The following is a 22,653-nucleotide window of genomic DNA, read 5'->3' on the forward strand; positions in this document are numbered from 1 at the left end:
TTCGTTCGGCTTCGCTTGCGAATTTGGACGCTTCCCGAGGGGAGGGTGGGAAGTCAGCGCATCGCAGATTTCAGATCCTACGGTTATGGGCCGCTCTCCGCCGTCTACCGGCGATAGGCAACGGGCGCCCGCCGTGGCACTCTGATCACTCTGCCGCCCTGCCCGACGTTCCGAAAGGCCATGCATGGAAGACCATTCCACGATCCCCTATCTGCGCGAGGTCGTCATCTTCCTGATCGCCGCCGGGGTGGTGGTGCCGCTGTTCCACCGCCTGCGCATCAGCCCGGTGCTGGGTTATCTGATTGTCGGCGGGCTGATCGGCCCCTTCGGGCTGGCGCTCTGGGCCGACAGGCTGCCGGTGCTTTCCTATGCGGTGATATCGGATCTCGAAGGCGTGCAGGCGCTGGCCGAACTCGGCATCATCTTCCTGTTGTTCACCATCGGTCTCGAATTGTCGCTCGACCGGCTCTGGGCGATGCGCCGCCTCGTCTTCGGCCTGGGCAGCCTGCAGATCGTCATCACCGGCACGATCATCGGGCTGGTTGCCTGGGAGTTCGGCAATTCGGTGCCGGCCTCGATCGTGCTCGGCGCCTGCCTGGCGCTGTCGTCGACGGCCATCGTCATGCAATTGCTGATGCAGAGCCGGCGGCTGGCGACGCCGCTCGGACGTTCGAGCTTCTCGATCCTGCTGATGCAGGACCTTGCCGTGGTGCCGATCCTGTTCGTGGTCGGTGTGCTGGGGGCCAAGACCGGCGGCAATGTCGGGCTCGACCTGCTGTTCGCGCTGGGCAAGGCCGTGGTGGTGATCGTCGCAATCTATGCCGGCGGCCGGTTGATCCTGCGCCCGGCGCTGCGCCTGGTGGCACAGAGCCGCAGCCCCGAAATGTTCATGGCGGCGATCCTGCTGGCGGTCATCGGCATTTCGGCGATCACCGGCGCGACCGGCCTGTCGATGGCGCTGGGCGCCTTCCTGGCCGGGCTGCTGCTCGCCGAAACCGAGTTCCGCCACGAGGTCGAGGTCGATATCGAACCCTTCAAGGGGCTGATGCTGGGGCTCTTCTTCATGTCGGTCGGCATGGGCATCGACTGGCGCGTGGTGGGCGACGAGCCGTTCTGGATTATCGCTTCGGTCGCCGGCCTCTTCGTGCTGAAGACCGTGGTGACGGCCGGGCTCTGCCTCGCCTTCGGCCTGCCCCGCCATACCGCACTCGAGGCCGGGCTGCTGCTCGGCCAGGGCGGCGAATTCGCCTTCATCGTGGTCGGCCTGGCGATGAGCCTCGCGCTGCTGCCGCCCGATGTCGGCCAGTTCATGCTGATCGTGGCCGGCCTCACCATGCTGGTAACGCCGCTGGTCGCCTCGGCAGCCGGCAAACTCGCCATGCGGATGGAGCGCGATAGCACCAGCCGCCGCCATGAAGGCCAGCTCGAAAGCGAAGGCGACATGACCGGCCATGTGATCCTGGCCGGCTTCGGCCGGGTCGGGCAGACGCTGGCGACGACATTGGAGGCCGAAGCCGTGCCTTATCTGGCGCTCGATGCCGACGCGGCCAATGTGGCCGCGGCGCGCGCGGCGGGGTTGCCGGTCTTCTACGGCGACGCCGCGCGGCTCGAAATGCTCAATCGCGCCCATATCGACCGGGCCCAGGCCGTGGTCGTCACCATGGACGCGCCGGCGGCGGCCGAAAAGATCGTGCGCGAAATCCGTCAGGCCTGGCCCGACATCCCGGTCTATGTGCGGGCGCGCGACGGCGCCCATGCGGCGCGGCTCAATGCGGCCGGCGCGACCATGGCCGTGCCCGAAACCATCGAGGCCAGCCTGCAACTGGCCGGCCGCGTGCTGTCGGGGCTCGGCGCCAGCGACGAGGTCGTGCAGCGCCGTCTGGCGCATCAGCGGATCATGGAGGAGACGCTGGAACAGGCGTGAATCCGCGTAGCGGCGGCGAGATGGCCAGATCGGCGGCCGCGCGCGCCTCGCCGCGTCACATCTTCATGCGCATCTGGCCGAGATAATCCACCTTGCCCAGCTTCACACCGCGCGCGCGCAGGATGTCGTAGGCGGTTGTTGCGTGGAAATAGAAATTCGGGATGGAGAAGGAGAGCAGGAAATTCTCCGCCGTGAAGGGAAGCTGAATCTTGCCGAGATGGAAGACCACGTCCTTGCCTTCGCAAGCATTGAGCCCCTCGGGGGCGATCCTTTCGAGCCCGGCCCTGGCATCGTCGACGAGCTTCTGGAGGTCGGCATAGCTATAGGTGCCCGGGTCCTTCGGCGGATAGAAGGCGCCGCCTTGCGCACCCTCGACCGCGCCCAGCGAATGATGCGCAACCGAGGCGATCTGGAAGCTGAAGGGCAGCATGTCGTCGATGACGCGGGCGGCAACGATCTCGTTCGGATCGGTTCCCTGTTCGGCGCAGAAGGCGGCGCCCTTCTTCAGGAAGCCCGAAACGGCAGCGAGCGTCTGCAGGTAGTTCGGGACGGTGAGGTCGTAGAGCGAGAGCGCCATGGCGGTTCCTTCGAGTGCGTGATTTCGCGGTGGCGGGATGCTCCCCCGGCAGGCCGGGAATCGCAAGTACCGCGCAAGGATTGGCGCCGGGAAAATGCAAAAGGTGGTGAGCCCTGATGGGATCGAACCATCGACCTACTGATTAAAAGTCAGCCGCTCTACCGCTGAGCTAAGGGCCCGCCGGAGGGCGGAATCTGCGCCGCCTCTCGAAAAGGTGGGCGGAACTTAAGGGGCGCGGCGCGGGGGGTCAACCTTGGGGTTGGGGATGGCGTAAGGCATTGCGAGGTGTGGGGTTTTGGCGCTGCGCGCCCTCTGTCGCACCCGCCTCACACCGCCTCGATGTCGCCGGCTGCCTGCCGCGCCTTGAAGTCGGCGCGGAAGGCCTCGAAGTGGGCTTCGGCGATGGCGGCGCGCATGCCGGCCATCAGCGTCTGGTAGTAGTGGAGGTTGATCCAGCTGACCAGCATGGAACCCAGCATCTCGCCCGACTTGATCAGATGGTGGAGATAGGCGCGGGAATAGTCGCGCGCGGCGGGGCATGTGCTGCCGGCGTCGAGCGGCCGCGGATCGGCGGCATGGCGGGCGTTCTTGAGGTTGACCTTGCCGCGGCCTGTGAAGGCGAGGCCATGGCGGCCGTTGCGGGTCGGCATGACGCAGTCGAACATGTCGATGCCGCGCGCGACCGCCTCCACCAGATCGTCGGGCGTGCCGACGCCCATCAGATAACGGGGCTTGTCGGCGGGCAGTTCCGGCGCGGTGAAATCGAGGACGCGCAGCATTTCGGCCTGGCCCTCGCCGACCGCAAGCCCGCCGACCGCATAGCCGTCGAAGCCGATTTCCTGAAGCCCGGCCGCGGAGGCCTTGCGCAAGGGCTCGTAGGTGCTGCCCTGGACGATGCCGAACAGCGCCATGCCTTCGCTGCGATGGGGTTGCGCGTCGAAGGCCGCTTTCGAACGCGCGGCCCAGCGCAGCGACAGTTCCATCGACTTTCCGGCTTCGGCTTCCGTCGCCGGAAAGGGCGTGCATTCGTCGAGCTGCATCTGGATATCGGAACCGAGCAGGCACTGGATTTCGATCGAGCGCTCGGGCGAGAGCATATGGCGCGAACCGTCCAGGTGCGACTGGAAGGCGACGCCCTCCTCGCTCATCTTCCTGAGCTTCGAGAGCGACATGACCTGGAAGCCGCCCGAGTCCGTCAGGATCGGATGCGGCCAGTTCATGAATTTGTGCAGGCCGCCCAGCGCCGCGACCTGCTCGGCGCCGGGGCGCAGCATCAGGTGGTAGGTGTTGCCGAGCACGATGTCGGCGCCGGTCTGGCGCACCTGCTCGGGATACATCGCCTTGACGGTGGCGGCCGTGCCGACCGGCATGAAGGCCGGGGTGCGGATTTCCCCGCGCGGCGTCGACATGACGCCGGTGCGGGCCTGGCCGTCGGTGGCCGCCAGCGTGAAGGCGAAGGCGCTCATGGCGATGCCTTGTGGATCAGGCAGGCGTCGCCATAGGAGTAGAATCGATATCGCGCGGCAACCGCATGGGCATAGGCGCGCTTCATCTCCCCGGTCGAGCGCAGCGCCGAGACCAGCATGAAAAGCGTCGAGCGTGGGAGATGGAAATTGGTCATCAGCAGGTCCACGGCGCGGAAGCGGTAGCCCGGCGTTATAAAGATGTCGGTCTCGCCGCGAAAGGGCTGGATGCGGCCCTCGGCATCGGCGGCGCTTTCGAGGAGACGCAGCGAGGTGGTGCCGACCGCGACGATGCGGCCGCCTTCGGCGCGGGCGTCGTTGATCGCTTCGGCCTCGTCCGGCGATATCTCGCCCCATTCGGCATGCATCCTGTGGGCTTCGGTGTCCTCGGCCGTGACCGGCAGGAAGGTGCCGGCGCCGACATGCAGTGTCAGGCGGACGCAATGGACGCCGCGCGCCGCGATGGCGGCCATCAGGTCTGGCGTGAAATGGAGACCGGCCGTCGGTGCGGCAACGGCGCCGGGCTCGGCGGCATGGAGCGTCTGGTAGTCGGCGAGGTCTTCGGCGTCCGTCGCGCGCTTGCGGGCGATGTAAGGCGGCAGCGGCATTTCGCCGGCTTGCGCGATGGCCGCATCGAGCGCCGGGCCGGCATGAGAAAAGCGCAGGCGCGCCTCGCCGCCCTCGCCTTTTTCCTCGACGGTGGCGGAAAGCCCGCCGGCAAATTCGATCGTCTCGCCAAGGTTGAGCTTCTTGGCCGGGCGCAGAAAGGCGCGCCATGCCGCAGGCCCGGCGCGCAGATGCAGCATCACCTCGATGCGGGCCGCGGCCGCGCCGCGCCGCCGCGTGCCGAAAAGGCGGGCCGGAATGACCTTCGTGTCGTTGAAGACGAGAATGTCGCCCGCACGCAGATGCGCGGGCAGATCGCGGACCGTCTCGTCGGCCAGCGCGTTTTCCCCGGGGCCAATCACCAGCATCCGCGCCGCATCGCGCGGACGGGCCGGCCGGAGCGCGATCAGCGCTTCCGGCAGCTCGAAATCGAAATCGGAAACGCGCATGGGGTTCGATCAATCCGATGTATCCCACCCGCCCCTGGGGGGCGGGTCGAAAAATTCGAGAGCGTAGCGACGAATTTTTCGGGGCGGGGGCTCGGTCTCGCCACGGTGAACTCGCTATCGTTTAAACAGGCGACGAAGTCAGCGACCCCGCCCCAAACCGAACGGCTTTGGCAATAAATCGCCAAAGCCGCTCCGTTTGACCCTCCCCCAAGGGGAGGGTGGAAGAAAGTGCGTTGCGCCGGCGCCGATTACGCCGCATCCGCCGCGACGCGCATCGAGACGATGCGGTCGGGATCGCGCACCGGCTCGCCGCGCTTGATCTTGTCGACGGCATCCATGCCCGAAATCACCTGGCCCCAGACCGTGTATTGCCCGTCGAGGAACGAAGTGTCGCCGAAGCAGATGAAGAACTGGCAATCGGCACTGTTGGGGTCCTGCGTGCGGGCCATCGAACAGGTGCCGCGGACATGAGGTTCCTTCGAGAATTCGGCCGGCAGCTTCTTGCCCGAACCGCCCGAACCGGTGCCGGTCGGGTCGCCGCCCTGCGCCATGAAACCGTCGATGACGCGGTGAAAGGCGATGCCGTCATAGAAGCCTTCGCGCGCCAGTTCCTTGATACGGGCGACATGTTTCGGCGCCAGATCGGGCCGGAGTTCGATCACGACTTTCCCGTGCGGGATTTCCATGATCAGCGTGTTTTCGGGATCCTTGATGTCGGTCATGAGGGTCTCAATCTTCCTTTGCGTCGGCGGCGACCTGCATCTTCACGATCCGGTCGGGATCGGAAGGCGGCTCGCCGCGCTTGATGTTGTCGACATACTCCATGCCCTCGACGACGCGGCCGAACAGCGTGTACTGGCCGTCGAGAAACGAGGCGTCGTCGAAGACGATGAAGAACTGGCTGTTGGCGCTGTTGGGGCTCTGCGAGCGAGCCATGCCCAGTGCGCCGCGGGTGAAGCTCTCGTTGCGCGTGAATTCGGCGCGCAGATCGTCGAGAAAGGAGCCGCCCATGCCGGTGCCGGTCGGATCGCCGGTCTGGGCCATGAAGCCCTCGATGACGCGGTGAAAGACGATGCCGTCGTAGAAGCCTTCGCGCGTCAGCGTCTTGATGCGCTCGACATGACGCGGCGCGATTTCGGGCAGCAGTTCGATGACGACACGGCCGTCCTTGAGGTCGAGCCAGATCGTGTTCTCGGGGTCGAGCGCCAGCGCCCGTCCCGAAAGCCCGGCCAGGGCGAAAAGCGCGATCAGCGCCGTCGTCAGTCTACGCATGTGGGAACTCCCGTTTCATTTGGCGGTTATTTCCTTTCGGCAATCCGCGCCAGCACCTTCTCGGCGACGCGCTTCGGCACGAAGGGCAGAATGTCGCCGCCCATGCCGGCAATCTGGCGCACCAGCGTCGAGGAGATGAACTGGGTCTCGGGCGAGGCGGCCAGAAACACCGTTTCGACGCGCGGGTTCATCACCCGGTTCATGCCGACCATCTGGGTCTCGTATTCGAAATCGACGGCGCCCCGCAAGCCGCGGATGATGACGCCGGCGCCCGCCTCGTCGGCGGCATTGACGACCAGGCCCGAAAAGGAGGCCGTGCTGACCTTGCCGCCCGCCGCCTTTGCCAGCGGCGCGGCCTCGGTCTCGATTAGCGCGAAGCGTTCCTCGAGCGTCAGCAGCGGCGTCTTGGTTGCATTGACGCCGATCGCCACCACCAGGTGATCGACCAGCGTCAGCGCGCGGCGGATCACGTCGAGATGGCCGTTGGTCATCGGGTCGAAAGTGCCGGGATAGAGTCCGATCCGCGCCATGCCCTACTCCTGCTCCTCGCCGGCTTCGCTGTCGGCGCTTTCCTCGACGCGTTCGACCGAAACCACGCGTTCGTCGGCCGCGGTGCGGAAGACGGTCACGCCCTGCGTGCCGCGGGCCTGGATCGAAATGTCATGCACCGGGCAACGGATCAACTGGCCGGCATCGGTGACCAGCATGATCTGGTCATCATCCTCGACCGGGAAGGAGGCGACCAGCCGGCCGTTGCGTGTGCCGATATCCATCGCGATGACGCCCTTACCGCCGCGGCCCTTGGCCGGATAGCGGTAGGAGGAGGAGCGCCGGCCGAAGCCCTTTTCGGTGACGGCCAGCACGAACTGTTCCTTGGCGCCGAGCTCGGCATAGCGTTCGGGGCTAAGCGTCAACTCCTCGGCCGGCACCTCTTCGGCCTCCTCGTCATCGGCGGTCGCCGGACCGTCCTCGGCCTCGGTGTCGCCCAGCGTTGCGCGGCGCATGGCGGCGGCTTGTTTGAGATAGGCCTCGCGCTCGGCCGAGGTCACGTCGACATGACGCAGGATCGTCATGCCGATCACGTCGTCGCCGTCGTCGAGACGGATGCCGCGCACGCCGGTCGAGGTGCGGCCGGCAAAGACGCGCACCTCCGGCACCGGGAAGCGCGCCGAGCGCCCGCCCGCCGCCGTCAGCAGCACATCGTCGTCCTCGCTGCAGATCTGCACGCCGATGATGCTGTCGCCCTCGTCCTCGAGCTTCATCGCGATCTTGCCGCTGCGGTTGATCTGGATGAAGTCGGACAGCTTGTTGCGCCGGACGCCGCCGCTCTTCGTGGCGAACATCACATGCAGGCTGTCCCAACTCTCCTCGTTCTCGGGCAGCGGCATGATGGTGGTGATGGTCTCGCCCTGTTTCAGCGGCAGGATGTTGATCATCGCCTTGCCACGTGCCTGCGGCGTCGACTGCGGCAGACGCCAGACCTTGAGCTTGTAGACCATGCCGGTGGAGGAGAAGAACAGCACCGGCGTATGCGTGTTGGCGACGAAAAGGCGGGTGACGAAATCCTCGTCGCGCGTCGACATGCCGGCGCGGCCCCGGCCGCCGCGGCGCTGCGCCCGATAGGTCGAGAGCGGCACGCGCTTGATATAGCCGTGATGGCTGACCGTGATGACCATGTCCTCGCGCTGGATCAGGTCCTCATCCTCGAAATCGGATTCGGATTCGGCGATCTCGGTGCGGCGCGGCGTTGCGAACTCCGATTTGATGGCCGTCAGCTCGTCGCGCATGATGGTCAGCACGCGCTCGCGTGAGCGCAGAATGTCGAGATAGTCGGAAATCCGCTCGCCGAGCCCCATCAGCTCGTCGCCGATCTCGTCGCGGCCGAGCGCGGTGAGGCGCTGCAGGCGCAGATCGAGGATGGCTTTTGCCTGCTCCTCCGACATCCGCGTCGTGCCGTCCTCGCCCAGTCGGTGGCGCGGATCGTCGATCAGGGCGATCAGCGGCGCGATGTCGGTCGCCGGCCAGTCCCGTGCCATCAGGCGTTCGCGCGCCGTCGCCGGATCGGGCGCGGTCCGGATCAACTGGATCACCTCGTCGATATTGGCAACCGCGATGGCGAGACCCACCAGCACATGGGCGCGGTCGCGCGCCTTGTTGAGTTCGAACTTGGTCCGGCGCGAGATCACTTCCTCGCGGAAGGCGATGAAGATGCCGAGGAACTGCTTGAGGTTCATCAGCTCCGGCCGGCCGTGATCGAGTGCCAGCATGTTGCAGCCGAAGCTCTGCTGGAGCGGCGAGAAACGGTAGAGCTGGTTCAGCACCACTTCCGCGACCGCGTCGCGGCGCAGCTCGACGACGACCCGCATGCCGTTGCGATCGGATTCGTCGCGCAGATCGGAAATGCCCTCGATTCGTTTCTCGCGCACCAGTTCCGCGATCTTCTCGACCATCGAGGCCTTGTTGACCTGATAGGGGATCTCGGTGATGACCAGGGCGTGACGGTCCTTGCGGACCTCCTCGACCTCGACCCGGCCCCGCACGACGACCGAACCGCGCCCCAGATGATAGGCTGAACGCGCGCCCTGGCGCCCCAGCATGATGCCGCCCGTCGGGAAGTCGGGCGCCGGCACATATTCGATCAGCTCGTCGACGCTGATCTCGGGATTGTCGATCTGCGCAATGCAGGCATCGATCACCTCGCCGAGATTGTGCGGCGGGATGTTGGTCGCCATGCCGACGGCAATGCCGCCGGCGCCATTGACCAGCAGATTGGGAAACTCGGCCGGCAGAACGACCGGTTCCCTTTCGGAGCCGTCGTAATTGTCCTTGAAGTCGATCGTGTTCTTGTCGATGTCCCGCAGCAATGCATGCGCGGTCTTGGCCATGCGCACTTCGGTGTAACGCATGGCGGCCGGCGGATCGCCATCGACCGAACCGAAATTGCCCTGCCCGTCGAGCAGCGGCAGGCGCATCGAGAATTCCTGCGCCATGCGCACCAGCGCGTCATAGATCGACTGGTCGCCATGCGGATGATACTTGCCGATGACATCGCCGACGACGCGGGCCGACTTGCGATAGGGCTTGTTCCAGTCGTAGCCGTTCTCGTTCATCGAAAAGAGGATGCGGCGATGGACCGGCTTCAACCCGTCCCGCGCATCTGGCAGCGCGCGGCTCACGATCACGCTCATCGCGTAATCGAGATAGGAACTGCGCATCTCGTCTTCGATGGCGATCGGGGAGACATCGCGCTCCGGCGGCGGACCGCCCGCGGCGCCGCCGGCCGGCGGCCGCGAACCGCCGCCGTTCAGACCGTTATCCACATCGGTATCGCCGCCCGGGCCCGGCTCGTTACCCGGAATGTCGCTGTCTTGGGTATCGGACAAGTGTTTTTCTGACGTTGGGAGCGTAGCCGCCGGGGCCGAATTCGCCGGCCGCGGACACGCTCGAAAGGAACAAAAACGAGGGCCGACGACACGCGCCGAATCCCTCTGACTTACTGGTTTGCAGAGTACCAGACGCGCCCTGTCACGGCAACTTCAAAGACGCGAAACGACATCCTGTAACACGCTGAAATAAAAGAGAAAAAAGCCGTTTCTCAAATGCGGTCCAGGGTGCTCGCCTGCCACCCGGCAAAAGCCTGTCGACACGCTTGCGCGGCAACATGTCCTGCTGACGAAATGCCCCCCTTTTGCGTCATCGTGTAGTGTCGAGCGAAGCATTCAGGAATGCCCGAAGACGACCCGCAACCGATCACGAGGCGCCCCGCTCCCATGTCCGGTCCACGCTCATCAGCATCAAATGCCACCTTCACCGGCACATCATCCGAGGCGGCCAGTCGCCCGGACTGGGCCGCCCTGACGATCGACGAGGTTGCGGCGGAACTGGCGAGCTCTGCGGACGGGCTGAGCGCCGCCGAGGCCGCCGAGCGTCTCGAACGCTTCGGTCCCAACCGTCTCGCTACCGCTGCCCGACGCAGCGCACTGAAGCGACTAGCGGGTCAGTTCAATAATCTGCTGATCTATGTGCTGCTCGCCGCGGCAGGCCTTGCCCTGCTGATCGGCCACAGCATCGATGCGCTGGTGATCTTTGTCGTTGTGATCGTCAACGCCGGCATCGGTTTCTTTCAGGAGGGCAAGGCCGAAGATGCACTCGAAGCCATTCGCGGGCTGATCGACCCCGAGGCAACAGTGCGGCGAGACGGCCAGCGCACAATCGTCAAGGCCGGCGAGGTCGTGCCTGGCGATCTGGTGCTGATCGAGGCTGGCGACCGCGTGCCGGCAGATTTGCGATTGTTGCGGGCCAAGAATCTGAAACTCGACGAGGCGGCACTGACCGGCGAATCCGTACCGGTTGAGAAATCGTCCGATCCGGCACCGGCCGATGTCGAGCTCGGTGACCGCACGTCAATGGTCTTTTCGGGCACGTTCGTCGCTTCGGGTCAGGGCACAGGCCTTGCGGTTGCAACCGCGACCCAGACCGAACTTGGCCGCATCAGCGGTATGCTGGCCGATGTCGTCGAATTGAAGACGCCACTCGTCCGGCAGATGGACCGCTTTGCGCGTCACATTACCTTTGCGCTGATGGGCGTGGCCGTCATCGTTTTCGCGATTGCGCTGCAGCGTCCGGACTTCGCGCTCGCCGACGCTTTCATGGCCGTTGTCGGCCTTTTCGTTGCCGGAATCCCCGAAGGATTGCCGGCGATCATGACAATAACGCTGGCAATCGGCGTGCAGCGTATGGCCGGGCGCAAGGCGATCATCCGCCGTTTGCCGGCCGTCGAAACCCTCGGCGCTGTCTCCGTTATCTGTTCCGACAAGACCGGCACGCTGACGCGCAACGAAATGACGGCGCGTTCCGTCATCATCGCCGACGGTCTGATCGAGGTCTCGGGCACCGGCTATGTACCGGAAGGCGCATTGACCCGTGACGGGAACGACGCCGAAACGGCGACTCTTCCTGCGCTTGCGGCCATTCTCGAAACGGCAGCGCTCTGCAACGATGCCGAGGTGCACAAAGAGAATGGTAATTGGAAGGCCGCTGGCGATCCCATGGAAGCAGCATTGCTGGTACTGGCGATGAAAGCCGGGATCGATCCTGCCGAACGGCGCCGCCTGCGCACCCGTCTCGACGAAATTCCCTTCGATTCCGCCCACAAGTTCATGGCGACCCTGCACGAAGCCGAAGACGGTGTGGAAAGCGAACGGGCAATCCTGGTCAAGGGTGCACCAGAGCGCCTGATCGAAATGGCAGATGCGGTCCTGACGGCAGACGGCAAAGCGCCGATCGACCGTGACCAGTGGCATCAGCGTGTCGACGAACTGGCGGCGCGTGGCGAACGCGTTCTCGGCTTCGCATTGAAACCCGTCGCCGCCGAGCATGGCACTGTCGAGACCGGTCATGTCAACGAGGGTCTTATACTGATCGGCCTGGTAGGTTTCATCGATCCGCCACGCGAGGAAGCGATCGAAGCGGTCAAGGCCTGCAAGCAGGCCGGCATCCGCGTCGTGATGATTACCGGCGATCATGCCTTGACGGCCAAGGCTATCGCCCGCGCGCTTGGACTGGCGGACGATCCACACGTGCTGACCGGCCGCGACCTCGAGGAAATGGACGACCTGGCCCTGAAAAAGGCGGCACTAGAGACGCAGGTCTTTGCGCGCACCACCCCCGAGCACAAGCTGCGGCTGGTGGAAGCCCTGCAAGCCGATGGGCTGACGGTCGCCATGACCGGCGATGGCGTCAACGACGCGCCGGCTCTCAAGCGCGCAGATGTCGGCGTCGCGATGGGCCAGAAAGGCACCGAGGCCGCAAAGGAAGCGAGCGAAATGGTGCTCGCCGACGACAATTTTGCCTCGATCGTCGCGGCCGTGCGCGAAGGCCGGACGGTCTATGACAATCTCAAGAAGACCATCCTCTTCCTGCTGCCGATCAATGGGGGCGAATCGATGACAATCGTCTTTGCGATCCTGGCCGGCCTGGAAATGCCTATCACACCGGTACAGATTCTCTGGGTCAACATGGTGAGTTCGGTGGCACTTGCCATGGTGCTGGCCTTCGAGCCGACCGAGCCGGGCACGATGCGGCAGAAACCGCGGCCCGCCGACGAGCCGATCCTGCGTGGCGACGTCATCTGGCGGATCGTTTTCATCTCGACCCTTTTCCTGTTCGGTGCCTTTGGCATGTTCGCCTGGGCGATCGACCGCGGTCTGTCCAACGAAGTCGCCCGGACCATGGTCGTCAACACGATTGTCGTGATGGAAATCTTCTACCTGTTCAGTGTGCGCTATGTGCATGGCGGTTCGCTGACGCTGCAAGGCATTTTCGGAACGCCAGCTGTTCTCGCCGGCATCGCCGCTGTCATCGTGCTGCAGCTCACCTTCACCTATGCGCCATTCATGGTGCTGCCATTCGACACGGCGCCGGTCGCTTTCACCGACGGTCTTGCGATTGTCGCCGTCGGCGTCGTACTTTTTGCAATCCTCGAAATCGAGAAGATGATCCGATTGGGCTGGCGGCATCGCCGGCGCGCGCACGCCACTTGAGATGCTGTGGCCGGACCGTTACCAGAGAAGCGGCTTCTCAATCATCAGATAGAGAATGACCAGGACGCCGAAAAATGCCGGCCAGCCCATCCAGAACCACAGACGCATATACTGCCGGTAACGCGGGGGAAGCACCGTACCGGAATCGCGCGCGGCGACGGCCATCTTGCGCATTTCGTTCTGCATCCAGACGACCGGCAGCCACAACAGGCCGATCATCACAAAGAGCGCGAGGCTGACCACGATCCAGCTTTCATCGAGCGTATGGCCGGACAACATGACCATCGCAAGACCGGTGACCGGTTGAACCACGACGGCGGTTGCCGTGAAGACGAAATCGGCGATGACGACGATGCGTGCTGTGCCGGCGATCAGCGCGACATCGCCGCTGCGGTCGGCCATATACATGAAGAAGGCAATCCCGAGCCCGGTTCCGAAAAGAACCATTGCGCCGAGAATGTGCAGATATTCGAGGACATGGAACAGATCCATCGCGTCGCCTCAAGGGCTAGAATGGAATTTCGTCGTCGAGGTCCTGATTGAAGTTGCCGCGTCCGCCACCGCCCGACGAGGAACTGCCGCCGAAATCATCCGAGCTTCCGCCATAGTCCCCGCCGCCCGACGAACCGCCTCCCTTGCTGTCGAGCATGGTCAGAACCGAATTGAAGCCCTGCAGCACGACTTCAGTCGAGTAGCGCTCCTGGCCCGACTGGTCGGTCCATTTGCGGGTCTGCAACGCGCCTTCAAGATAGACCTTCGAGCCCTTCTTGACATATTGCTCGATGACCTTGCAGAGACCTTCATTGAAAACCACGACGCGGTGCCATTCGGTGCGTTCCTTGCGTTCGCCGGTATTCTTGTCGCGCCAGCTTTCGGACGTCGCGATACGCAGATTGGCAATCGGCCGCCCGTCCTGTGTGCGACGAATTTCAGGATCCGCCCCCAGATTGCCGACGAGGATCACCTTGTTGACGCTGCCTGCCATGTTTTTGCCCTCGCGCTGAAACTGTCCCGTTGCGCCGGACCCTAGCGGCAGAGACCGCTATGGGCCAGCGCCCGCCTCAAAAAATCTGTGGATCAAACAACGAAAGAAACCGTCTTGAGTGGGAAGTCTGAAATGACCGCTCCGGGACATCCGATAGTCCCGCCCGGAAATATGTTCTTCTTATGTTCCCACGAGATGTCAATCATGGCAAGCTGAAATCCGGTCACAAATGATTCTTTTCCGACATGCCCACATGGCCCTTGAAGCGACGGCGGCCGCCCTACATAGATGATCCCGACCCCGTAATCTTCGGGCCGGTTGCCCGGCCGACGTTCCCCAGAGTTTCAGCGCCATGCCTCGTGCTTCCAGATCCAGCGCCGTACCCGATACACAGAACCGCATGATCCGGGTGATCGGCGCCCGCGAACACAACCTGCGCAACGTCAGCGTCGAGCTGCCGCGCGACAAGCTGATCGTCATCACCGGGCTGTCGGGCTCCGGCAAGTCATCGCTTGCCTTCGACACGATCTATGCCGAGGGACAGCGACGCTATGTCGAGAGCCTGTCGGCCTACGCACGCCAGTTCCTCGAAATGATGCAGAAGCCGGATGTCGACCAGATCGACGGTCTGTCCCCGGCCATCTCCATCGAGCAGAAGACGACCTCACGCAATCCACGCTCGACCGTCGGTACCGTGACCGAGATCTACGACTATATGCGCCTTCTCTGGGCACGCATCGGCATTCCCTATTCGCCGGCGACGGGTCTTCCCATCGAAAGCCAGACGGTCAGTCAGATGGTCGATCGCGTGATGGCGCTACCGGAAGGCACACGCCTCTTCCTGCTGGCGCCGATCATTCGCGGCCGCAAGGGCGAATACCGGAAGGAATTCGCCGAACTCCAGAAGAAGGGCTTCCAGCGCGTCAAGGTCGACGGCGCATTCCACGAGATTGCCGAGGTGCCCGAACTCAACAAGAAGGTCAAGCATGACATCGATGTCGTGGTCGACCGTATCGTGGTGCGCGGTGACCTCGGAAACCGGCTGGCCGACAGTTTCGAGATTGCGCTGGCACTCGCCGACGGTATTGCCGTGGTTGAAATGGCCGATGTCAAAAAGGGAGAGACGGCTGAGCGCATCATCTTTTCCTCGCGTTTTGCCTGCCCCGTTTCCGGTTTCACCATCGACGAGATCGAACCCCGGTTGTTTTCATTCAACAACCCCTTCGGTGCCTGCCCGGCATGCGACGGGCTCGGCACGCAATTCTACATGGATCCGGATCTCGTGGTTCCGGATCACGGGTTGTCGCTGAAGAAGGGAGCCATCGCACCCTGGTCGCGCTCGACCTCACCCTATTACACCCAGACGCTGATGGCGCTTGCCAAGCAATACAAGTTCTCTATGACGGTGCCGTGGTCACAGCTCCCGGAAGAAGCGCAGAACGTCATACTCTATGGGTCCGGCGACGAGGTGGTGACGTTCGCCTATGACGACGGTATGCGTTCCTACAAGACCAGGAAGCCCTTCGAGGGTGTGATCCCCAATCTGGAACGGCGCTGGCGCGAGACGGATAGTGCCTGGGCGCGTGAGGAGATTGAACGATTCCAGGGCATTACGAATTGCGACGCCTGCGGCGGCTTCCGCCTCAAGCCGGAAGCGCTGTCGGTCAAGATCGCGAAGCGGCATGTAGGTGAAGTGTCGCAAATGTCGATCCGCGAGGCCGACCGCTGGTTCGCCGACCTCGACCAACATCTGACCGCAAAGCAGAACGAGATTGCCGGCCGCGTGCTGAAGGAAATCCGCGAGCGCCTGCACTTTCTCAACAATGTCGGCCTCGAATATCTGACCCTGGCGCGCAACTCCGGCACGTTGTCAGGCGGCGAAAGTCAGCGCATCCGCCTTGCCTCGCAGATCGGCTCTGGCCTGACCGGCGTTCTCTACGTGCTGGACGAGCCTTCGATCGGCCTGCATCAGCGCGACAATGACCGCTTGCTCGAAACACTGAAGCGGCTGCGCGATCTCGGAAACACGGTAATCGTGGTCGAGCATGACGAGGATGCAATCCGCGTTGCCGATCATGTCGTCGACATGGGACCCGGGGCGGGCATTCACGGCGGCAAGGTCGTGGCCGAGGGAACGGTCGAAGACATCATGGCCGCATCGGAGAGCCTGACCGGGCAGTATCTCACCGGGTTTCGCCAGATCGACGTCCCTGCCGTGCGCCGCAAGGGCAGTGGCAAATGGCTGAAGGTGACCGGTGCAAAGGAAAACAATCTCAAGAACGTGACCGCCGAAATCCCGCTTGGTGTCTTTACCTGTGTCACCGGCGTATCCGGCGGCGGCAAGTCGACCCTGCTGATCGAGACAATCTACAAGGCCGTGGCGCGGCGCCTCAACAACACGCGCGAGCATCCCGGTGTTTTCGACGAGATCTTCGGCCTCGAGCATCTCGACAAGATCATCGATATCGACCAGTCGCCGATCGGGCGGACGCCGCGCTCCAATCCGGCGACCTATACCGGCGCCTTCACCTTCATTCGCGACTGGTTCGCCGAGTTACCCGAAAGCCGCGCCCGCGGCTACAAGCCCGGCCGCTTCTCCTTCAACGTCAAGGGCGGACGTTGCGAGGCCTGTCAGGGCGACGGCGTGATCAAGATCGAGATGCACTTCCTCCCCGATGTCTATGTCGAATGCGACGCCTGCCACGGCCATCGCTACAATCGCGAAACACTGGAGGTGAAGTTCAAGGACAAGTCGATCGCCGACGTGCTGGAAATGACGGTCGACGAAGCCGCGAATTTCTTCAAGGCCGTGCCGGCGGTGCGCGACAAGATGGAAGTGCTGCAACGTGTCGGTCTCGGCTATATCAAGGTCGGTCAGCAGGCGACGACGCTGTCGGGCGGCGAGGCGCAGCGCATCAAGCTCGCCAAGGAACTGTCGAAGCGCGCCACAGGCCGCACGATCTACATTCTCGACGAACCGACGACAGGCCTGCATTTCCACGATGTCGCCAAGCTGCTCGAAGTGCTGCACGAACTGGTCGACAGTGGCAATACCGTTGTCGTCATCGAACACAATCTCGAAGTCATCAAGACGGCCGACTGGCTGCTCGACCTCGGACCTGAAGGCGGGGACGGCGGCGGCGAAATCGTGGCGGCGGGAACGCCGGAAGAGGTCGCGGCCGAGTCCCGCTCCTACACCGGGCAATATCTGAAGGAACTCTTCAGGCGCCGGCCGGGCAAAGGCGCCGCGACGCCAAAGCCCCGCAAGGCGAGTGCCGCCGCAAAGAGCAAGACCAGCGTCCGCAAGGCGGCACCGAAAGCAAAACCCGCCGCCACGAAGAAGAAGACGCGGCGCTAGCGCTTTTCGGCCGTGAGGCGCACCGGCACATTCGCGTCGAGAAATGCCAGAATGTGTTTGGCGACCTCGTCCGGTTTTTCTTCATGCGGCAGGAAGGCGGCGCCGCCGATCACCGCAAGGCCGGCCTTATCCGGCATCCGCGCCACCATTTCCCTGGCCCGCCGCACCGGGAACACACCGTCCTTCTCGCCCCAGATGAAAAGCATCGGCGCGTCGATCTTCGCATGCAGATCGTCCAGCCGCGCGACAAGGCTGTGATCGACGCCAAGAAGATATTCGAGCAGCCCGCGATAGGCGTGCTCCGAGCGCAACCAACTCGTCACGAACAGTTCCATGTATTCGTCGTCGATCAGCCGCTTGTCGACGAAGAAGCCGACACGGCCGAGCCAGCGGCGCATGACCGATTTCGAGCCGAGCGCCGCCTTGAAGAGCGCGCGTCCGCCGCGCCGCCGGAAGGCCCATTGCAGCTTCGGCACGACGCCAGGCAGATGACCCGGCACCTCGGTGTCGATGGCGACAATCCTGTCAACGCGTGCCGCATCCGCCACAGCCAGCATCCGCGCAAATGTGCCGCCCGTGTCATGACCGACGACGGAGTAGCCCGCAAGCTTCATTCGGTCCGCAAAGGCGCGAACACGCTCGACATGTCCGTGGAAGGAGAAATTGGTGTGCCGGCTCCAGCCGCTCTCGCCCATGCCAGCGGCATCGAGCGCATAGCAGGTGTAGTGCGGCTCGAGCAGCGGCAGCAGCTTGCGGAAGCTCGCCTTGTGAAAGGGCCAGCCATGCAGCAGAATGAGCGCCGGGCCGTTGCCGGAAACGGTGTAGGCAAGTTCGATGTCTTCGTAGGGGAAGGTCAGGGTTTTCGTCATCTTGTGTTCTTTCGGTTTGTGCCGGTCCGCAGGGTCAGCCGAGCGACGCAGCAGCACCACTACCCGGAAGGTAAGAAAATCGCCATGAACACGATCCTCCAGGACGAAGGCATATTCGGCGTTCATCTGCGCCGCGCCCGGCTCGCACAAAAGCGGAGTCAGGAAGAACTGGCCGAGGGTGCGGGCATTTCAGCGCGTCACATGAGCTTCATTGAAACGGGCCGATCGCGTCCGAGCCGCGATGTCGTGTTGCGTCTCGGCGACGCGCTGGAATTGTCGGCGAACGAGCGGAACGCAATGCTGAGGCTTGCGGGCTTCGCGCCTGCTTTCGCGCCTGCCGACCTCGCGCAGCCTGAACGGTTGCTCGCGCGCGATGCGGTGTCGAAGCTGCTCGATGCACAGGGCGCCATCCCGGCCGTGGCATCGGACTCGCTCGGCAACATTCTCGAAATGAACGACGCCGCATCACGGTTTTTCAGCATCTCCCGCGACAAACCGGTTGCGACCGGAGACAATCTGTTCGAGCTGTTCTTTTCGGATCCGGCGGCGCGAGCGGCGATCGTCAATTGGCGCGAGGTGGCACCGGCGCTGCTTCATCATCTGGAGCAGGAAGCGCTGATTGCCCCGAACCGCGCCGACGCCGGCCGCCTCCTTGCCCGGATCAGGCGCCTGGCCGGACCTGAAGTCGAGCCGACCAGCACCGATCTGCCGATCTTCCGGTTCGAAATCCGGAACGGCGACCAGCACCTTTCCTTCGTCTCCAGCTACAGCACATTTGGCGTGCCCTATGACGCGACAATGCAGTCGATCCGCATCGAGTGCTTCTTTCCGGCCGACCGCGAGACGCAGTCCTTCCTCGACAGGTTGACGGCTGAAAATGTGTAGATCGGATTTTTTCCTCCAGAGGGCGGATCGGCGGTTTCCCACTTGCACCAATCTGTATATTAAGGGCTGGAAGATGGGCGTCAGCGGATCATGTCTCACTTAGATCGCCGAGAGTTTCTCAAGCTGTTCACGGCCGGAGCCGGATGCTTTGCGTTCGCCGCAAGCGCCCTGCCCTTCACGTCGCGGCGCGCCTGGGCCCAGGCCAATGGCGGCCACTATCATTTCCCGCAAGGACTTGCCTCCGGCGACCCGCAACCCGACGCCGTGATGCTGTGGACCCGCGTCGAGACGACCGACCCGTCCGCACCGGAAATGCGGACCTGGATCGATCTTTATGTACAGGTCGCAGAGGACGAGGCCTTCGAGAATCTGGTTGCCGAACAGGCAGTGCGCGCCGACCCCGCCGCCGACCATACGGTGCGCCTCTTCATTCACGGGTTGAGGCCAGACACCGCTTACTATTATCGCTTTTATGCCGGCGGCGATCGCTCGCCCTATCCGGGCCGCACGCGCACCGCGCCGCGTCCGGACGCCGCCCGCAACGTTCGCTTCGCCGCCATCTCGTGTCAGAGTTACGAACAGGGATACTACGGGGCGCTGCGCCGTCTGGTGAACGACGACATCGCCGCGGCGCCAGAAGACAAGATCGATTTTGTTCTGCACCTCGGCGACTTCATCTACGAACGCACCGGCGACGTGCCGGAAACTCTGAGACCCGCGCGGCTGATAGGCCCGCTGCCCGACGGCTCCGAGCCGTGGGAGCCAGACGGCACGCGACCCTGGTGGCGGAAAGGCGGACAGGCCGCAGTAACGATAGCCGACTATCGTACGATCTACCGCAAATACCTGACCGACCCCGATCTGCAAGCGGCCCGCGCGCGCTTTCCTTTCGTTCACACCTGGGACGATCACGAATTCACCAACGACGCGTGGCAGAGCCACGACACCTATTTCGGCGATGGCGAACCTGCACAGCGCCGCAAGGTCGCTGCCAATCGGGCATGGTTCGAATACATTCCCGCCGTGCTGACGCGCATGCCTTCGTTCAACGGCATCGCCAACAAGGCGCATGATTACAAGCCCGTCCGTGTCGACGACGCGCCGATGGGCGAGCCGGATGAGAATTTTCTTTATCAGGGCGACGACAACCTGAAAGCGCTGTCGAGCCTGACGATCTATCGCGCGCTGACATGGGGTGTGATGCTCGACCTGGTCGTCACCGATCTCAGAAGCTATCGGAGCCCGCCGGTGCTGACGGAAGAGATCAAGGAACTCATCAAGGGAGCGCCGGCGCCGCCCGTCGGCCTGGTCAAACTGCTCGACGCAGGGGCGTCGGCCAATGGCGGAGAACCGCCGAAGACGATCCGCTACGGCGACAAAGAAATGCCCAACCCGCGGCGCGATGCGCCGCCCGGCACGCATATGGGCGCTGAGCAAAAAGCGTGGTTCAAGTCGGTGCTGACAGCCTCGGCCGCGAAGTGGCGCGTCTGGGCGAATGGCGGCCCGGCATTGCAGATGCGCCTCGATTTCTCGCGCATTCCGTTTGCCGGATTGCAGGATGGCTATGTCGGCACCGACGCCTGGAACGGATTTCCCGGTGAACTGCAGGAACTGATGAGCTTCGTTCGCGATGAGGGTATCGGCAATCTCGTTTCGGTCGCTGGCGATTATCACGCCTTCGCCGCCGGCCGCCTGCCGGTCGATCCGGACGCGGACGAGCTTTCGCATGTGGCCGTCGAATTCATGACTGCTGCCGTCAGCTCCGGCGCGATGTACGAAATGGTCGAACTGCGAACCCGCGACAGCGGTTTCTTCCATCGCGCGGTGGTGCTCGACCGGGACGGCGAGAAATTCGAGAACTGGAACAACACGCTGGTCAACGGTCTGCGCGCCGGCATCCTCGCCAACTACTCGAACTCGGACTATCTCCGCGACATGGTGCAGAACGAACGTGCGAGCCCCGGCCTCGATTACATGGACTCGGACGGGCACGGCTATACGCTCGTAACCCTGACAGACGAGGCGATGAAGGTCGAGCAGGTCAATGTCGGCGATGTAACCCGGGACGCCGGTCCCGAAGGCGCAGAGGTTCTGCGCCGTGCGCGCTTCACCGTGAAGCCGTGGGGTCCCGGCGAGGCCCCGGCCATCGAGGGTCCGGAATTCGAAGGCAAGCCGCCCTACCCCTGGACCTTCGTCTGATCCGTCTCACGGTTTGACGGGCAGCTTCCAGCCGCTAAGCTTCCCTCCCAAGAAGCGGTCGGGAGGGAATGGGCATGAGTTTTTCCGAATATGCGTCCTATGACGGTTTGGGGCTGGCCGAGCTGGTGCGCCGGAAAGAGGTCAGCGCCGCCGATCTGGCCGAAGAAGCCATTTCCCGCATCGAGAAGCACAACCCGACACTGAACGCGGTCGTTACCAAAATCTACGATCGCGGACGCGAAGCGGCGAAAAAGCCGGCCAGTGGGCCCTTCGAGGGCGTGCCCTTCCTGTTGAAGGACATTCTCGGCGATCTCGAAGGCGTACCGACGCAGAATGGCTCGCGGTTCCTCAGCGGCATTCCGGCCCCGCATGATGCAACGTTGACCGCGCGCTTCAAGCAGGCCGGCGTTGTCATTCTCGGCAAGACCAATGTGCCTGAATGCGGGCTGCTACCGACGACGGAGTCGGCGCTTTACGGCCCTGCGCGCAATCCCTGGAACACCGAGCATTCGACCGGCGGCTCCTCCGGCGGATCGGCTGCGGCAGTCGCGGCCGGGATCGTCCCGATTGCCCATGCCAATGATGGCGGCGGCTCGATCCGCATTCCGGCGGCCTGTTGCGGCCTTGTCGGGTTGAAGCCGACGCGGGCGCGTAATCCGCTGGGCCCCGACATGGGCGACATCATGGGCGGGCTGATCCACGAACACATTGTTTCGCGCAGCGTGCGCGACACGGCGGCCATGCTCGACTGCACATCGGGCCCCGAACTTGGCGACCCTTATTTTGCGCCGCCCAACGAGCGTCCCTTTGGCGAGGAAGTCGGCCGCAAGACCGGCAAGCTGCGCATCGCCTATTCGGTGACCGACACGGCCGGAAAGACGGTGCATCCCGAATGTGTCAAGGGGATCGAGGAAACGGCGAAACTGTTGAGCGATCTCGGCCATGAGGTCGAGGAGGCGGCACCGCCGCTGACCAACGAAATCCTCTCGCAGTCCTTCATGGCGCTCTGGGCATCCGGCCTCGCCCTGCAGATCGACGCTTTTGCGATGATCACCGGCAAGCAACCCAACGACAACGAGATCGAGGGACTGACCTGGGGCCTCTATCAGGCCGGCAAGCAGGTGACCGCAGTTCAATACCAGATGGCGATGGCACAGATGCAGGGCATGTCGCGAGCCGTCGCGCATTTCATGGAACGTTACGATGCATGGATGACGCCGACGCTCGGCGCCCCGCCGCTGAAGCTCGGCAGCATCGACATCCATGAGCGCGACCCGGTGAAAGCCTTCGAGCCGATCATCGACTACGTGCCTTTCACTGCCATCGAGAATGCGACGGGCCAGCCGGCAATCTCGTTGCCGCTCCACTGGACGGCAGACGGCCTGCCGGTTGGCATCATGTTCGCCGGACGTTTCGGCGACGAGGCCGGCCTGATCCGCCTCGCCGCGCAACTGGAAGAAGCACGCCCCTGGAAGGACAAGCATCCGAGAATCTGGAACTGACACAGGCCGAGGGAGATCGACG

At 63.7% G+C, this 22,653-nt stretch carries 16 protein-coding genes and 1 tRNA gene; 6 read left to right on the forward strand and 11 right to left on the reverse strand.

Features of this window, described 5'->3' with window-relative positions; translation table 11 throughout:
- The first annotated feature begins 184 nt into the window (after positions 1-184).
- A complete protein-coding gene (locus AAC071_RS01470; protein ID WP_339829128.1) occupies positions 185-1,924 on the forward strand; it encodes a monovalent cation:proton antiporter-2 (CPA2) family protein in 1,740 nt (579 codons plus the stop codon).
- 55 nt (positions 1,925-1,979) lie between these two features.
- Here the strand turns inward: AAC071_RS01470 and AAC071_RS01475 are convergent, their stop codons facing one another.
- The 8 genes from AAC071_RS01475 to gyrA form a co-directional block, all read right to left on the reverse strand.
- The gene (locus tag AAC071_RS01475; RefSeq protein ID WP_339829131.1) at positions 1,980-2,501 is read right to left on the reverse strand and encodes a DUF1993 domain-containing protein; all 522 of its coding nucleotides are present in this window, start codon (positions 2,499-2,501) and stop codon (positions 1,980-1,982) included.
- 104 nt (positions 2,502-2,605) lie between these two features.
- A tRNA-Lys gene (locus AAC071_RS01480) sits at positions 2,606-2,680 on the reverse strand.
- A gap of 147 nt (positions 2,681-2,827) precedes the next feature.
- A complete protein-coding gene (tgt, locus tag AAC071_RS01485; protein WP_339829134.1) occupies positions 2,828-3,967 on the reverse strand; it encodes a tRNA guanosine(34) transglycosylase Tgt in 1,140 nt (379 codons plus the stop codon).
- Positions 3,964-5,019: a tRNA preQ1(34) S-adenosylmethionine ribosyltransferase-isomerase QueA gene (gene queA / locus AAC071_RS01490; protein WP_339829138.1), complete on the reverse strand. Its 1,056-nt coding sequence runs from the start codon at positions 5,017-5,019 to the stop codon at positions 3,964-3,966. Before queA ends, tgt begins: the two co-directional genes overlap by 4 nt.
- Before the next feature lie 248 nt (positions 5,020-5,267).
- Positions 5,268-5,741: a peptidylprolyl isomerase gene (locus AAC071_RS01495; protein WP_339829140.1), complete on the reverse strand. Its 474-nt coding sequence runs from the start codon at positions 5,739-5,741 to the stop codon at positions 5,268-5,270.
- 7 nt (positions 5,742-5,748) lie between these two features.
- Entirely contained in the window at positions 5,749-6,291 is a 543-nt protein-coding gene (locus AAC071_RS01500; RefSeq protein WP_339829142.1) for a peptidylprolyl isomerase, read from the reverse strand.
- A gap of 26 nt (positions 6,292-6,317) precedes the next feature.
- Positions 6,318-6,821 (reverse strand): pantetheine-phosphate adenylyltransferase, encoded by a 504-nt coding sequence (gene coaD / locus AAC071_RS01505; protein WP_339829145.1) that lies wholly within the window; start codon positions 6,819-6,821, stop codon positions 6,318-6,320.
- Positions 6,822-6,824: 3 nt separating this feature from the next.
- On the reverse strand, positions 6,825-9,524 hold the full coding sequence (gene gyrA / locus AAC071_RS01510; protein ID WP_339829258.1) for a DNA gyrase subunit A: 2,700 nt from the start codon (positions 9,522-9,524) through the stop codon (positions 6,825-6,827).
- A 537-nt stretch (positions 9,525-10,061) separates the two neighbouring features.
- Here gyrA and AAC071_RS01515 point away from each other — a divergent pair.
- Positions 10,062-12,833, forward strand: a complete 2,772-nt coding sequence (locus tag AAC071_RS01515) for a cation-transporting P-type ATPase (protein ID WP_339829148.1) — start codon at positions 10,062-10,064, stop codon at positions 12,831-12,833.
- An 18-nt stretch (positions 12,834-12,851) separates the two neighbouring features.
- Here the strand turns inward: AAC071_RS01515 and AAC071_RS01520 are convergent, their stop codons facing one another.
- Both AAC071_RS01520 and AAC071_RS01525 read right to left on the reverse strand, forming a co-directional pair.
- The gene (locus tag AAC071_RS01520) at positions 12,852-13,325 is read right to left on the reverse strand and encodes a DUF2269 domain-containing protein (protein ID WP_339829151.1); all 474 of its coding nucleotides are present in this window, start codon (positions 13,323-13,325) and stop codon (positions 12,852-12,854) included.
- A gap of 16 nt (positions 13,326-13,341) precedes the next feature.
- A complete protein-coding gene (locus tag AAC071_RS01525; RefSeq protein ID WP_339829154.1) occupies positions 13,342-13,818 on the reverse strand; it encodes a single-stranded DNA-binding protein in 477 nt (158 codons plus the stop codon).
- A gap of 400 nt (positions 13,819-14,218) precedes the next feature.
- Between AAC071_RS01525 and uvrA the strand changes: the two genes are divergently transcribed.
- Entirely contained in the window at positions 14,219-17,176 is a 2,958-nt protein-coding gene (gene uvrA / locus AAC071_RS01530; RefSeq protein ID WP_339829260.1) for an excinuclease ABC subunit UvrA, read from the forward strand.
- On the opposite strand, the gene AAC071_RS01535 is transcribed toward uvrA, so the two are convergent.
- Complete coding sequence (locus AAC071_RS01535; protein WP_339829157.1) at positions 17,173-18,045, reverse strand: alpha/beta hydrolase; 873 nt, start codon at positions 18,043-18,045, stop codon at positions 17,173-17,175. The two genes, uvrA and AAC071_RS01535, sit on opposite strands and share 4 nt — an antisense overlap.
- An 84-nt stretch (positions 18,046-18,129) precedes the next feature.
- On the opposite strand from AAC071_RS01535, the gene AAC071_RS01540 reads away from it, so the two are divergent.
- The 3 genes from AAC071_RS01540 (at position 18,130) to AAC071_RS01550 (ending at position 22,631) form a co-directional block, all read left to right on the forward strand.
- Positions 18,130-18,930, forward strand: coding sequence for a helix-turn-helix transcriptional regulator (locus tag AAC071_RS01540; RefSeq protein WP_339829160.1), 801 nt, complete (start codon positions 18,130-18,132; stop codon positions 18,928-18,930).
- Positions 18,931-19,020: 90 nt separating this feature from the next.
- Positions 19,021-21,129: an alkaline phosphatase D family protein gene (locus tag AAC071_RS01545; protein WP_339829163.1), complete on the forward strand. Its 2,109-nt coding sequence runs from the start codon at positions 19,021-19,023 to the stop codon at positions 21,127-21,129.
- A 74-nt stretch (positions 21,130-21,203) separates the two neighbouring features.
- Positions 21,204-22,631: an amidase gene (locus AAC071_RS01550; protein ID WP_339829166.1), complete on the forward strand. Its 1,428-nt coding sequence runs from the start codon at positions 21,204-21,206 to the stop codon at positions 22,629-22,631.
- Positions 22,632-22,653 lie beyond the last annotated feature (22 nt).

It is taken from the genome of uncultured Parvibaculum sp., assembly GCF_963975745.1.
Taxonomy (GTDB): domain Bacteria; phylum Pseudomonadota; class Alphaproteobacteria; order Parvibaculales; family Parvibaculaceae; genus Parvibaculum.